Raw genomic sequence first — 13,630 nt, 5'->3', positions numbered from 1 at the left:
CGCATCGTGAAAAGGCTCTCGGTGAAGGTGTCAGCGCCGCGCATCATGTGTCCGTGTAGTTGCTCAACAATTAACGTTTCTCAGGGGCTCGGCGTGGACCTAAACATGGGAGTATTTCAGCAGCCTGTTAGATCGGTGTGAACGCTGGATTGAAATAAATTTTATAGGAGCGACTGCATAGTCGAACTTTTTCAACCAAAAATTCCACTGACTCATGCATTTTAAATAAGTGCCGTGGCCTGAAAGTGAATTTTCAGGCTTGATCAATTTACAACTTACATATTAAAAATAGTATGCGTTTCGAATTTTTTCTTCCAAATACACCCGCACCTGTCGCATCAAACTTAAGTCACGCTTATCATGTCGAAAATGGAAATGACAGTAGCGCACGCACTGATGAACGTGGGCAACTCAATACACCTCCTGATCAATCGGCTTTCACGTATATTGAGAATAGCTCCAGTAAATTGGGTAGATTTAGTGCGGCTGTTTCAGCTCATACGAAAATTCAATCAACTGGTGCGCTCTTGTCAAATTTCGTCAATTTCGGCAAGTACATCAAAAAATCCGCATCCAATGCAGCGGGGATACGTGAAAATAAACTTTCAGAGGTGAATTTTATTCCATATAAAGACAGGCCCGACGCGCCTGCCAACCTTTTGCGTGATATCCGGTCATGTGCAGACCTATTAAGGACTTCTTTTGGAGTCAATGTTTATAAAAAGGACCTAGAACTTTCCTACGGTTTGCAGAATATTAACGCTGAAATTTCTAACGTAAACAGACACAATCTTTTGATTGATGACAGCGTTAATAATAAACCAAACATAATTTCTAATTACCCATCTAAAAAGAGTGAGCTAGTCAGAACTAAAGCATTGGGCGCTGCTTGTAAAGATCCCAGTACAGGCAGGCTGATCATCGGATTTGATGGGGCAAACACTCTGCCCCAAGAAATATCGGCCGTAAAGCAGCGATTAGGCTATGTGAATGAGGACTTCAAAAATGCGGCTGAGCTTGTGCGCGAAATAAAACTCAAAAATCCGAATTTTGAAGTTCTGGTAACTGGCCACTGTTATGGGGGCGAGATCGCGGCTTATGCAGCGGCAAAAAATGGTTGTCGTGGATTGTGTCTTAATAGCAGTCCTTTATCTAGTCATGTAATTGAATCCTTGCGTCGAGATGCTGATAATAGTGCATTGAAAAATGCACGCATAGATTACGTTAATAATGAAAAAGATCATGTTCAAATTAAACTTTCCCCGGGATCTAAATTTATTGGACCTCAATACAAAATAGTTTCGGAAGATTTACCTGGCATTTCTGAAAAATATACGGATTATAACCACCCACACTTCGTTGAAGTTATCCTTCAAGCCGCAGACTTAAAGATGGGCTCTAGGATTGGAAAAATAAACGGCGGAGACGTATTGCTTCCGGTAGACTGACCCCCCCCTTGAACCATACTATCCTTTACAAATTCTGCTGAAGCGAATGCGAAAAACAACGGAGAAAAAATGTTACCAATAAAAAGAGCAGGCAGCATTCAGGAATACGCCTCTATAGCGGCGAGAGAAGATAATATGAAAAAATTCGTTGGTTTGAAAACTGACCCAATACACGAAAAAATCACCTCAGCACTTAGTGAAATTGGAGACTTAGGGAAACTCTGCAAAAGTCCCGATCCTGTGTGCTTGGTGTAAGTCCCGTCCAGCATCATTGATCTATGAAACAAGCAAGCCTTGATTTGAGCCTGAGCGTGAAGAAAACCCGCAAGCGCGAGTTCCTGGATCAGATGGACAAAGTCGTTCCGTGGCAGGCGCTGATCGAGTTGATCGCGCCTTATTACCCCGAGGGCAAGAAGGGGCGTCCGCCCTTCTCACTGGCGACCATGTTGCGCACGCACTTCTTGCAGCAGTGGTTCACCCTGTCAGACCCAGGCATGGAGGAGGCGTTCTTTGATGTGCCCCTGTATCGGGAATTTGCCCAACTTCAAGAGTTCTCGCGCATGCCCGACGAAAGCACTATTCTGCGGTTCCGCCATCGATTGGAAAAGCACAAGTTGGCCGATCAAATTCTGGCCACCGTCAACGACTTGCTGATCGCGCGCGGTTTGCTGCTCAAGACCGGCACCGTGGTGGACGCCACGCTCATAGCGGCTCCCAGCTCCACCAAGAACAACGACAAAGCCCGTGACCCTGAGATGCACTCCAGCCAAAAGGGCAACCAGTGGCACTTTGGCATGAAGGCCCACATTGGCGCGGACGCTGAGTCTGGCTTGGTGCACACGGTGCGAGGCACATCTGGCAATGTTCACGATGTGCTCGAAGGCAACAGCTTGTTGCACGGGCAAGAAGTGGATGCGTATGGGATGCGGGTTATCAAAGTATCCACAAACGCCCCGATGCCAAGTTTGGCGTGACTTGGCACGTTGCCATGCGCCCAGGCAAACGCAGGGCTTTGGACAAGAGCGATCCGCTTGATCAGCTGACAGACCAGGTTGAAAAAGCCAAGGCCGGGATTCGAGCCAAGGTAGAGCATCCGTTTCGGGTGATCAAGCGCCAGTTTGGTTACGTCAAAACGCGCTACCGTGGGCTGAAGAAGAACACGGCACAGTTGGTCACCTTGTTTGCCCTGTCCAATTTGTGGATGGTGCGGACCAAGTTTCAAGGGGCACAGGGATGAGCGCGTATGAAGCCATGGGAAATGGCACTGCACAGGGACAGCCGGTGTCAAAGTGGTGCGAAAAACACCGTTTGGCCGGACTGACTGGGCCGAAAAAACAGGATTTGGAAGTCAGTAGCCATTTGCCATTTGCCATTGTCTGTGGCGAATTATTCAGACCATCCTTAGGGATGGCCTGCATAAGTCACGCAATTGAGTGGCTCGTGCAATAGGTTCAAATGAAACAAATCAGCCTTGCCATCACCGGATTCGAGCTTGTCACGAAGCGCAAACCTGAATTCCTGGATGTGATGAACCTTGTGATTCCTTGGTCGCAACTTGTGGCCTTGATTACCCCTCATGCACCTGCTGGCAAGACGGGGCGTCCGCCATTTGCCATTGTGGTGATGCTTCGCATTCATCTGCTGCAGCGGCTCTTCGGACACTCCGACTCGGCAATGGAAGAGGCCTTGCACGACATCCCTCTGTAGCGGGAATTTGCCCAACTCGATGCAGTCATCGCCCGGCTGCCTGATGAAAACACCATCCTGCGCTTTAGGCACATGCTTGAGCAAAACGACTTGGGCATGCAGATTTTGGCGGCGGTCTATGCCAAGTTGATAGATTGCGCCCTGATGCTCAAGACCAGCACAGTGGTGGACGCCACCTTGATTGCGGCGCCCAGCTGCATCAAGAACGACAAAAGTGAGCGGGACCCGGAGATGCATCGTAAGCGTCCGGCCATCCCATCTGACAGCGACGTCTCCAATCTAAGAGCATCGTGTCCACACAAAATATCGTGGACACATGCACCCCAGCAACCCATTCCCCCAGCCCGGCCGTGGCCGTCGCACCTACAGCCCCGAGTTCAAAGCCCAACTGGTTGCCGCCTGCCGTATCCCCGGCATGTCGGTCGCATCTGTGGCCCGAAACCATGGCATCAATCACAACATCTTGCACCGCTGGCTGCGCGAGTTGCCTGAGCTCGTACCCCCTCGCTTGCCGGGTACTGTTTCTACAGCTGTGCCCGACTTCATCGAGTTGCCCATCACTGCGCCCTTGGCCTCACCCGCGGCCCCCACAGACAGCATTCGCCTTGAGCTTGTGCGCCGCGATCTGTCTCTTACAGTGCACTGGCCCGCATCGGCAGCACCGTCCTGCGCCCAGTGGCTATTGGAGCTTTTGCGTTGATCCGCATCGATGCCGTCTGGATGGCCACCGAACCGCTGGACATGCGTGCAGGCCCCGAGACCGCTTTGGCCCGGGTCGTGCAAGTCTTTGGTGCAGCCCACCCGCATCACGCGTATTTGTTTGCCAACCAGCGAGCCAACCGCATGAAAGTTTTGGTGCACGACGGTGTCAGCGTGTGGCTGGCAGCGCGCAGGTTGAACACGGGCAAGTTCGCGTGTTGTGAACGCCGTTTTGCAATCATCCATGAAAGAGTTTGCGTTGCTCAATTGGGGCATCCTCTGATACACAAACTGGGCGCACTTGGGCAAACTTCTTACCCATGAACAGCGCCTTGGCCACACTCGCAGACTTGAACGCCGATGAGTTGCGTGAGATGGTCACGGGCTTGCTGCAAAAGGTTTCCAGCGATGCGGCGCAGATCCAATTCAAGCAAGCCCTGATCGACAAGCTGACCTACGAGAATGCCGTTCTAAAGCGCCTGAAGTTTGGCCTCAAGAGCGAGCGGATGAACGCCGAGCACCGCAGCTTGCTCGATGAAACACTGGACGCCGATTTGCAGGCTGTGGCCGAGGAGATCGCGCAAGCTGTGCCCGAGTCAGCTGCGGCTCAAGAAAAAAGAACGCCCAAGCGCCAGGCCTTGCCCGCTGAGTTGCCGCGCCAGACCTTCACGCACGAGCCTGAGTCCACTGTGTGCACAGCCACAGGCTGCGGCAGCCAGATGAAACGCATTGGCGAGGACGTGTCCGAGAAGCTGGACTATGTGCCGGGCGTGTTTTGCGTGCACCGCCATGTGCGGGGTAAATGGGCCTGCGCCTGCTGCCAGACCTTGGTGCAAGTGCCAGTCGAGCCCCATGTCATCGACAAAGGCATCCACACACCGGGCTTGCTGGCCCAGGTGCTGACAAATAAGTATGCCGACCATCTGCCTCTGTACCGCCAAGAAGCCATCTTTGGCCGCGCTGGTGTGGGGCTGCCTCGCTCGACATTGGCCCAATGGGTGGGCAGCTGCGGGGTGGAGTTGCAACCGCTGGTGGACGCTTTGAAGCGCGACATCCTCAGCTGAAGCGTGGTCCACGCTGATGAAACCCCGGTGCAAATGCTCAAACCGGGCAAAGGCAAAACGCACAGGGCGTATTTGTGGGCGTATGCGGCAGGAGCGCATGAGGACATCAAGGCCGTGGTGTACGACTTTTGTGAAAGCCGAGCGGGGGCGAACGCCAAAGCGTTCTTGGATGAATGGCGAGGATCGCTGGTGGTCGATGACTTCAGTGGCTACAAGCAACTCATGGGCGATGCACAAGAGCAGATCACCGAGGTGGGTTGCTGGGCGCATGCCAGGCGCAAGTTCCATGACTTGCAGTTGGCCAACCAAAGTCAGATTGCTGAGCAAGCGGTCAGGCAAATCGCACAAATCTATGTGGTGGAGCGCGAGGTCAAGGAACTCAGCGCCAAGGATCGCCTGCGCATCCGCCAAGAAAAGAGTCAGCCGGTGGTGCAGACATTGAATGAGTGGCTAATGCTCAACCGGCAAAAGGTGCCCGAAGGCTCAGCCACGGCCAAAGCGATTGACTACAGCCTGCGCCGCTGGACAGCTTTGACACGGTTCTTGGGAGACGGTCAATTGCCGGTGGACAACAACTGGATCGAAAACCAAATTCTGCCGATCGCGGTTGGCAGGAACAATTGGTTGTTTGCGGGCTCGCTGCGCGGCGGCCAAAGGGCGGCGGCGGTGATGAGCCTGATCCAGTCGGCCAAGCTGAATGGGCACGACCCGCATGGTTACCTGAAAGATGTGTTGACGAGGCTGCCGATGCACATGAACAGCCGGATTGACGAGCTGCTGCCGCACCGCTGGAGCCAGGCTTAGTGTCTACGTGTCCACGATCTTTAAGTGGACAAGTATCTGCTAAGAGCAGGCGTAAATCGAAAATCTAGATGGGACGGCCGGACGCTTACTCATGGGCCCGCGCTCGCCTTGCACATCGCCCGCACTCGCTCCCCTGAACTGGCGGCCATAGCTGCCTTCGAGCGACTCGTCCTTAAAAAAGCGGTGCAGATAAGAGGCATGCGCCGGGTCAATGCCCACCTCGAACGCCTGCAGCCAGTTGCAGTGCCACAAGCCCTTGAAGGCAAAGGTGTGTGTGGCCGGAGCGCTGAAGGCGTCGATGGCAGGCAGTGGCGGCGGTGTCTGGCCCTCGGGTCCGAACCAGCCGAACAAGATGCCGCTGCGCTCGATCAGCGGGTAGTTGCGCTGGCGCACCCGTTGGCACAGCGTGCTGCCGACGGGCTCAGCGGGGGTTTCGGTGCACTGTCCCGTCACGTCAAACTTCCAGCCATGGAAGGGGCAGCGCAGGCCATTGCCTTCGTTGCGGCCATAGGCCAGATCGGCCCCCCGGTGCGGGCAGTCGCGGTCGAGCAGGCCGAATGCACCTTGCTCGTTTCGAAAAAGAACCAAGTCCTGGCCCAGAACGCGCACCGCCTTGACAGGGCGAATCGCCATGCGCGGATCGAGCGCGGGGTTGAATTCATCGACCAGCGCCACCGGCTGCCGATAGTGGCGCATCACTGCGCCGCAAGCGGTGCCAGGACCAATGCGGGTGACCAATTCGTTTTGTTCTGCTTTCATGGGCGTCTCCGGTCCATCTGGGGTGTGGGACTGTTGGCCTGCGGGGCGAACGATCGTCTCTGTTAAATCAGTTTAAACCGCAATGCAGGTGATGCCTGCCAATGGGTGACAGCTTGACTTGTGTCAAATGAAATCGGCTGCAGGGCCAGCTGCAGGCTCGGATACCGATGTGCAAATTGACGCAAAATCCTCAGCATGAAACAGACATTTTTCATCTATGGCACCTTGATGCCCGGTTTTCGGCTACAAGCCGAAATGCACGGCGCCCGTTTTGTGGGCGCGGCCCAGGTACCAGGTCGTTTGGTCGATCTGGGTCGCTACCCGGGCCTGCTGCCAGGCGAAGGGCAGGTCACAGGCGAAGTCTATGAAGTCGATGAGGTCCAGCTGGCCCGGCTCGACGCCGTAGAAGGCCTGTTGCCTGGCGATCCAGCCGCATCGCCCTACTGGCGCGAAATGGTCACCGTGCTCTGCGGCCCGATGCAGGGCCGGCAGGTGCAAACCTATGTGTATAAAAGCCCATCGGTCGGTTGCGTGCCAATCCCGCATGGCGACTACCGCCGCTACGTCCGCGAAGTGGGGCGGGAGTCCTAAGTGGGCTGGCTCAGTCCTTGATCAAGAGCTCGCCACACAGCGAGTGCGACAGTCCTTGCGTGATGCGCACATCCACCATCTGGCCGATCAAGCGGTCCATGCTCGGGCCGCCGGGGAAGTTGACCACCCGGTTGCATTCGGTGCGGCCCGCCAGCTCGGTGGCATCCTTGCGTGAAGGGCGTTCCACCAAAATGCGCTGCACCGTGCCCACGCGGCTTTCGCCAATCCGCTGAACGTTTTCTTCGATGGTCGCTTGCAGGTGGTGCAGCCTGCGCAACTTCACCGCGTGGGGTGTGTCGTCGTGCAGGTTGGCAGCAGGTGTGCCAGGGCGGGGGCTGAAGATGAAGCTGAAACTGGTGTCAAAACCCACATCGGTGATCAGCTTCATCATCTTGTTGAAGTCTTCCTCGGTCTCACCCGGGAAACCCACGATGAAATCACTGCTCAGCGACATGTCGGGGCGAATCGCCCGCAGTTTGCGAATGGTGCTCTTGTATTCCATGGCGGTGTAGCCGCGCTTCATGGCCATCAAAATGCGGTCTGAGCCGTGCTGCACCGGCAGGTGCAGGTGGCTCACCAGTTTGGGGATCGTGGCGTAAGCATCGATCAAACGCTGGGTGAACTCGTTGGGATGGCTGGTCACGTAGCGGATGCGCTCGATGCCCGGCATGTCAGCCACATACTCCAGCAGGAGCGCAAAGTCGGCAATTTCGGCGGTGTCGCCCATCTTGCCGCGGTAAGCGTTCACGTTCTGGCCCAGCAAGGTGATCTCTTTCACACCCTGCGCGGTCAGGCCTGCTACTTCGACCAGCACATCGTCAAAGGGCCGTGACACTTCTTCGCCCCGGGTGTAGGGCACCACGCAGTAGCTGCAATATTTGCTGCAACCTTCCATGATCGAGACAAAAGCGGTTGCGCCTTCCACCTTCGCAGGCGGCAGGTGGTCGAACTTTTCAATCTCGGGGAAGCTGATGTCTACCTGCGGGCGCTGCTTGCGCTCGCGCTCGTTCAGCAATTCGGGCAGGCGGTGCAGGGTCTGCGGGCCAAACACCACGTCCACATAAGGCGCACGCTTGATGATCTCGGCACCTTCCTGGCTGGCCACGCAGCCACCCACACCAATCAGCACGCCCTTGGCCTTCAGGTGCTGCACCCGGCCCAAGTCGCTGAACACTTTTTCTTGCGCCTTCTCGCGCACCGAGCAGGTGTTGAACAAGATCAGATCGGCCTCGTCCACGTCTTGTGTGGGCTCATAGCCCTGGGCCGCGCCCAGCACATCGGCCATCTTGTCCGAGTCGTACTCGTTCATCTGGCAGCCAAAGGTTTTGATGAAGACCTTCTTGCTCATGCGGCCTCCACGGATGCAAGGGAGGTGATGAAGTCAAGGCAAAGCAAAGCACGCCCGCGAGGGGCCAAAGTGCAGCGGTTCATGGTGTAGATCCAGAGGCTGTTGAGGGGATGCGCTTGGGGCGCTGGGGAGGGTGGATTATCGCAGGGGGTGATCGGCTGGATTTTTAAGTCCTTGAAAGCCAGTGAACCAGGTTAAAAAGTCATTCTTTCTTGTTACGATCATTCTTCGCAGCCGCACAGCCAGGCGGCGTGCCGCTCCAACCCACAAAACGACAAAGACCCGCAATGCTCACAGGCGAACTTCGCAGTCAAATCGACGCCATCTGGAGCTCCTTTTGGACAGGCGGCATCTCCAACCCGTTGGAGGTGATGGAGCAAATCACTTACCTGCTGTTCATTCGCCGCTTGGACGACGCGCATACGCTCGAAGAGAGCAAGGCCTTCATGCTCAAGCGCCCCATGGCCAAGCGCATCTTTCCAGAGGGCCAAGACCCCAAAGGCCGCCCCTTTGACGATCTGCGCTGGTCACGCTTCAAAAACTTTGCGCCCGCCGACATGCACACCGTGGTGGGCGAGCATGTGTTTCCGTTTCTTCGCACCGGGCTGGTCACGGGCGGGGGCGATGGCTCCACCTACGCCAGCCACATGAAGGATGCCCGTTTCACCATCCCCACACCTGCGCTGTTGGCCAAAGTGGTGGACATGCTCGACCATGTGCCCATGGACGACCGCGACACCAAGGGCGATTTGTACGAATACATGCTGGGCAAGATCGCCAGCGCGGGCCAAAACGGCCAGTTCCGCACGCCGCGCCACATCATCCAGCTCATGGTGGCCATGACCGCCCCCACGCCCAAAGACGTGATTTGCGATCCAGCCAGCGGCACTTGCGGATTTTTGGTGGCGGCGGGCGAACACCTGCGCGACAAGCACCCAGAACTGTTCAACAACGCCACAGCCCGTGCGCACTTTCACACCGGCATGTTCAACGGCTATGACTTTGACAACACCATGCTGCGCATTGGCAGCATGAACATGGCGCTGCACGGCGTTGAAAACCCCGACATCCGCTACAAAGACTCGCTGGCCCAAGACCACGCGGGGGACGAAGAGAAATACAGCCTCATCCTTGCCAACCCGCCCTTTGCGGGCAGCCTGGACTATGAAAACACGGCCAAAGACCTGCTGGCCATCGTCAAAACCAAAAAGACTGAGTTACTGTTTTTGGCGCTGTTTTTGCGCTTGCTCAAACCCGGTGGCCGCGCCGCCGTGGTGGTGCCCGACGGCGTGTTGTTTGGCTCCAGCAAGGCGCACAAAGCGCTGCGCCGCATGGTGGTGGAAGACCAGAAACTTGACGCTGTCATCTCGCTGCCCTCGGGGGTGTTCAAGCCTTATGCGGGCGTGTCGTGTGCCATTTTGCTGTTCACCAAGACCAACTCAGGCGGCACTGACCAAGTGTGGTTTTACGACATGCAGGCCGACGGCTGGAGCCTGGACGACAAGCGCCAGCCCTTGCTGGCCGAGGCGCTGCTGGGTGCAACCCCGGGCCAAGCGCTGAGTGAAGCTGAGCATGCTAAAAACAACCTGCCCGACGCACTGGCCCGCTGGGCGCAGCGCGACAGCACCGAGCGTGCACGCCCGCGCACCGCGCAGAGCTTTTGCGTGCCCAAGGCCGACATTGCCTCGCAGGGCTATGACCTGAGCATCAACCGCTACAAGGAAGTGGTGCATGCGGCGGGAGAGCACTTGCCACCGAAAGACATTCTGGCCAAGTTGGCTGTACTGGAAGCGGAGATTCAGGCGGGGATGAAGGCGCTTGAGGGGATGCTTGGATGAAGGTGTATCCAGTGATGGAAATAGGTGCCTTCTGTCAAACAGGCAGCGGGGGAACGCCGTCACGTTCTCAACTTGAACGCTACTACGGCGGTGTTATCCCTTGGGTGAAATCTGGTGAATTGCGTGAAGGTTTGATCACTGCAACTGAAGAGCATGTGACTGAACTTGCACTTAAAGAAACAAGTGTAAAGCTTGTTCCTGCTGGGGCTGTATTGTTGGCGATGTATGGCGCGACTGTAGGGCGACTGGCAATTCTTGGCGTTGAAGCTACGACGAACCAAGCGGTGTGCCATATTGTTCCAGATGACAAGATCGCGTACACCAAATATCTTTATCACGCGCTTTCTGCTCAAGTGCCTCAAATAGTTGCCATGGGTGTCGGTGGGGCGCAGCCTAATATTAGTCAAGGCCTGATTAAGACTTTAAAGGTTTTCGTTCCTCCTTTGCCTGAGCAACGCCGCATCGCTGCCATCCTCGACCAAGCCGACGCCCTCAGAGCAAAGCGTCGTGAAGCCTTGGCCCAACTCGACAGCCTCACGCAGTCCATCTTCATGGAGATGTTTGGCGACCCGGTTGCAAACTCCAAGGAGTGGATGACGCACAAGCTAGGTGATCTCGTGTGCAAGTTGGGCAGTGGTTCGACGCCGACCGGTGGAGATGCCGCATACAAAGAATCTGGAATTTCCTTGATTCGTAGTCTCAACGTACATGATGCAAGTTTCGTCTATAAAAACCTTGCCTTCATTGATGAAGTCCAGGCCGCAAAGTTGCGAAATGTTGTTGTTGAAGAGAATGATGTGCTGCTAAATATCACGGGGGCTTCAGTTGCGCGGGTTTGTCGTGCACCCAGAGATGTTCTACCCGCCCGCGTGAATCAGCATGTGATGATTCTTCGTCCCAAATCGGACCTGAGTGCGATTTTTCTTGAACACCTGTTGCTTTGTCCACAGATGAAAACGCATTTACTGAAAGTAGGCGGTGTTGGCGCAACACGAGAAGCCATCACCAAGGCAGATGCTCAGGACTTGGATCTTATTGTTCCGCCAAAGTCGTTGCAGTTGGAGTTTGAGCAACGTGTGAGGTCTGTGCTGACATTGAAAAATCAGTCTGAAATGGCATTGACCGAGCTGGACGCCTTGTTTGCCTCGCTCCAGCACCGGGCGTTTCAAGGAGAACTTTGATGGGGGTGTTTTTAGTACTTTTCCTGGCTGAAAAACTCAATGAATTCAAACGCTTAGAGGATGTCTCCCTCATTCATGAGGGTAACAAACGGCGCATTCGCATCCTCTTAGATACCGAGAGCCAAGCATGAACACCACCCGAGCACAGTTTGATCAATGGTTGGCCGAGCCTGAAGGCTTGCGCTTGGAGTTCAAAGAGGCCAAGCAGCGCTACGACTTTGAAAAACTGTTGAAGTACTGTGTGGCCCTGGCCAACGAAGGGGGTGGCACCATCGTGTTGGGCGTGACCGACCAGCGGCCGCGCCGCATTGTGGGTACTCAGGCGTTTGAAGACCCGGGCCGTACCGAAGCGGGGCTGCATCAGCGTTTGGGGCACCGCATTCCAGTGGAAGAAATGCGACTGCCCGAAGGGCGCGTTTTGGTGGTGCATGTGCCCACGCGTTTGCCGGGAACAGCCTGGAATTTGGATGGCCGATACTTCAAGCGGGCGGGCGACGATCCAGCCCATTTGGGCGACCACGAACTGCGCACTCTATTTGCCGAGGCAGGCCCCGATTTCTCTGCACAGCCTTGTCCGGGCGCGACGCTGGCCGATCTGGAGCCCGCTTCGCTGGCCCTGTTTCGGGAGCGGTGGGCTCGCAAAAGTGGCGACCCACGCAAGCGCGAGTTAAGCGACCAGCAAACCTTGCGCGATGCGGAGCTGTTGGTCGATGGCGATCAGGTGAGTTATGCCGCGCTGATTTTGTTTGGCACGCGGTCCGGCCTGACTCGTTATTTGGCCCAAGCGGAGCTGGTGTTTGAATACCGCGCAACGGAAGCGGCAGGGCCTGCTGCCGACCGCGAAGAATACAGAGCGGGCTTTTTCGCCTGGCAAGACGCGCTTTGGAAAAAGATCAACCTGCGCAATGACCGACAGAGCTTTCAGGACGATTTTTTTCGTATGGACTTGCCGACTTTCGACGAGGTCCGGTGCGCGAAGCCATCTTGAACGCGGTGGCCCACCGGGATTACCGCTTGGGGGGCTCGGTTTTTGTGCGCCAGTTTGCCAGACGCCTGGAGGTGGTGAGTCCAGGTGGCCTGCCCCCAGGCATCACCCCCGAAAACATCATTGACCAACAAAATCCGCGCAACCGCCGACTTGCTGAAGCGTTGGCGCGTTGTGGGCTGATCGAACGATCCGGTCAAGGCTTGAACCTGATGACGGAAAGCGCCGTGCGACAGGGCAAGCCTTTGCCCAGTTTTGCTGGGACAGCGGCTCACGAGGTGCGATTGACGCTAGAAGGTGGCGTGAGAAACCCGGCGTTTGTGCGCTTCATGGAGCGGCTGGGCAATGATCGGCTGAGTGGCTTTTCTACGCTCGACTATTTGGCACTGGAGCGTCTGGAGCAAGGGCGGCCACTCTCACCCGATTTGCAGGACCGCTTGCCAGCATTGGCCGAGGTGGGTGCGGTAGAGGTGATCGGCCGTGGCAAAAGTGCCAAGTACATATTGGCTGCGGCCTTGTATGCGTCGCTGGGCAGCAAAGGCGTTTACACACGCAAACGGGGCCTGGACCATGACACCAACAAGGCGCTGCTGCTCAAGCACTTGCGCGACCAGGGCGGCGAAGGGGCACCCCTGAACGAGCTTCGGCAGGTGCTGCCTTCACTGTCCGAGCGAGGGGTGCAGTTGCTGCTCGATGAGTTGAGAAGTGAGGGGCTGATCCGCGTGCACGGGCAGCGTCGCTGGGCGCGTTGGCACTTGTCAGACAGCAACGTCTTTAAACCCAGTTAAGGCTACGCTGAACAAGCCAACGAATTCAGCGATATGTTGCTAGTTGATTGCATGATGCGAGATGTGATGGGCGAAGCGGCCCAATTTCGGCCCGTATTTCTGGCCTTTTCACGCCAGACACGCGCATTGCGCGCTCTGAAGACGCACTCATGCCATGCGGCGTCCACGCGCTAAGTAGATGTTGGCCAGACCCAAGGCCACGAACGAGCGCGTGGCGTTCTTGGCCAGGCCGCGATAGCGCACCTTGGTGAAGCCCCACAGCCGCTTGACCACTGCGAAGACGTGCTCCACCCGGGCGCGTACCTTGGACTTGTTGCGATTCTTCGAGCGCAGGGCCGGGTCAACCTCACCTCCCTTGCGCACCCGCTGGTTGGTGAAGTCGTTCGCATGTGGTGCCTTGGATGCGATCAGTGCCTTC

The 13,630-nt window shown here is 56.2% G+C and carries 11 protein-coding genes and 3 pseudogenes; 11 read left to right on the top strand and 3 right to left on the bottom strand.

Annotation, left to right across the window (positions count from 1 at the left end):
* Window positions 1–293: 293 nt before the first annotated feature.
* From B9Z45_RS16955 to B9Z45_RS15990, 6 genes and pseudogenes are all read left to right on the top strand, one after another.
* Window positions 294–1,448, top strand: a complete 1,155-nt coding sequence (locus B9Z45_RS16955) for a lipase family protein (protein WP_146180942.1) — start codon at window positions 294–296, stop codon at window positions 1,446–1,448.
* A gap of 278 nt (window positions 1,449–1,726) precedes the next feature.
* Window positions 1,727–2,685, top strand: a protein-coding gene (locus tag B9Z45_RS16010; protein WP_108408202.1) for an IS5 family transposase whose coding sequence is annotated in 2 segments (ribosomal slippage) — window positions 1,727–2,369 and window positions 2,369–2,685 — 960 coding nt in all. Because the reading frame shifts where the segments join, the coding sequence is not laid out codon by codon here.
* A 218-nt stretch (window positions 2,686–2,903) separates the two neighbouring features.
* Window positions 2,904–3,401, top strand: a pseudogene (locus B9Z45_RS16005) (transposase); the annotation flags it as partial.
* Between the two features lie 70 nt (window positions 3,402–3,471).
* Entirely contained in the window at window positions 3,472–3,855 is a 384-nt protein-coding gene (locus tag B9Z45_RS16000) for a transposase (protein WP_108408201.1), read from the top strand.
* The gene (tnpB, locus tag B9Z45_RS16950) at window positions 3,852–4,178 is read left to right on the top strand and encodes an IS66 family insertion sequence element accessory protein TnpB (RefSeq protein WP_158270443.1); all 327 of its coding nucleotides are present in this window, start codon (window positions 3,852–3,854) and stop codon (window positions 4,176–4,178) included. Before B9Z45_RS16000 ends, tnpB begins: the two co-directional genes overlap by 4 nt.
* Window positions 4,175–5,722, top strand: a pseudogene (locus B9Z45_RS15990) (IS66 family transposase). The gene tnpB and the pseudogene B9Z45_RS15990 overlap by 4 nt, the downstream one beginning before the upstream one ends.
* Window positions 5,723–5,842: 120 nt before the next feature.
* Here the strand turns inward: B9Z45_RS15990 and B9Z45_RS15985 are convergent.
* Window positions 5,843–6,481, bottom strand: a pseudogene (locus B9Z45_RS15985) (Rieske 2Fe-2S domain-containing protein); the annotation flags it as partial.
* A gap of 195 nt (window positions 6,482–6,676) precedes the next feature.
* Here B9Z45_RS15985 and B9Z45_RS15980 point away from each other — a divergent pair.
* Window positions 6,677–7,072: a gamma-glutamylcyclotransferase gene (locus tag B9Z45_RS15980; RefSeq protein WP_108408199.1), complete on the top strand. Its 396-nt coding sequence runs from the start codon at window positions 6,677–6,679 to the stop codon at window positions 7,070–7,072.
* A gap of 10 nt (window positions 7,073–7,082) precedes the next feature.
* On the opposite strand, the gene miaB is transcribed toward B9Z45_RS15980, so the two are convergent.
* The gene (gene miaB, locus B9Z45_RS15975; RefSeq protein ID WP_108408198.1) at window positions 7,083–8,420 is read right to left on the bottom strand and encodes a tRNA (N6-isopentenyl adenosine(37)-C2)-methylthiotransferase MiaB; all 1,338 of its coding nucleotides are present in this window, start codon (window positions 8,418–8,420) and stop codon (window positions 7,083–7,085) included.
* A gap of 287 nt (window positions 8,421–8,707) precedes the next feature.
* Here miaB and B9Z45_RS15970 point away from each other — a divergent pair, with 287 nt between their 5' ends.
* The 4 genes from B9Z45_RS15970 (at window position 8,708) to B9Z45_RS17455 (ending at window position 13,212) form a co-directional block, all read left to right on the top strand.
* The gene (locus B9Z45_RS15970; RefSeq protein WP_108408197.1) at window positions 8,708–10,258 is read left to right on the top strand and encodes a class I SAM-dependent DNA methyltransferase; all 1,551 of its coding nucleotides are present in this window, start codon (window positions 8,708–8,710) and stop codon (window positions 10,256–10,258) included.
* Complete coding sequence (locus B9Z45_RS15965) at window positions 10,255–11,439, top strand: restriction endonuclease subunit S (protein ID WP_108408196.1); 1,185 nt, start codon at window positions 10,255–10,257, stop codon at window positions 11,437–11,439. Before B9Z45_RS15970 ends, B9Z45_RS15965 begins: the two co-directional genes overlap by 4 nt.
* 127 nt (window positions 11,440–11,566) lie before the next feature.
* Entirely contained in the window at window positions 11,567–12,427 is an 861-nt protein-coding gene (locus B9Z45_RS17460) for a helix-turn-helix domain-containing protein (RefSeq protein ID WP_233252233.1), read from the top strand.
* On the top strand, window positions 12,409–13,212 hold the full coding sequence (locus B9Z45_RS17455; protein WP_233252232.1) for an ATP-binding protein: 804 nt from the start codon (window positions 12,409–12,411) through the stop codon (window positions 13,210–13,212). The genes B9Z45_RS17460 and B9Z45_RS17455 overlap by 19 nt, the downstream gene beginning before the upstream one ends.
* A 147-nt stretch (window positions 13,213–13,359) precedes the next feature.
* Here the strand turns inward: B9Z45_RS17455 and B9Z45_RS15955 are convergent.
* On the bottom strand, window positions 13,360–13,630 hold a 271-nt coding region (locus tag B9Z45_RS15955), incomplete at its 5' end, for a transposase (RefSeq protein ID WP_146180911.1).

Source organism: Limnohabitans sp. 2KL-17 (genome assembly GCF_003063415.1).
GTDB lineage: Bacteria > Pseudomonadota > Gammaproteobacteria > Burkholderiales > Burkholderiaceae_C > Limnohabitans_A.
This window is presented reverse-complemented; position numbering and strand designations above follow the sequence as displayed.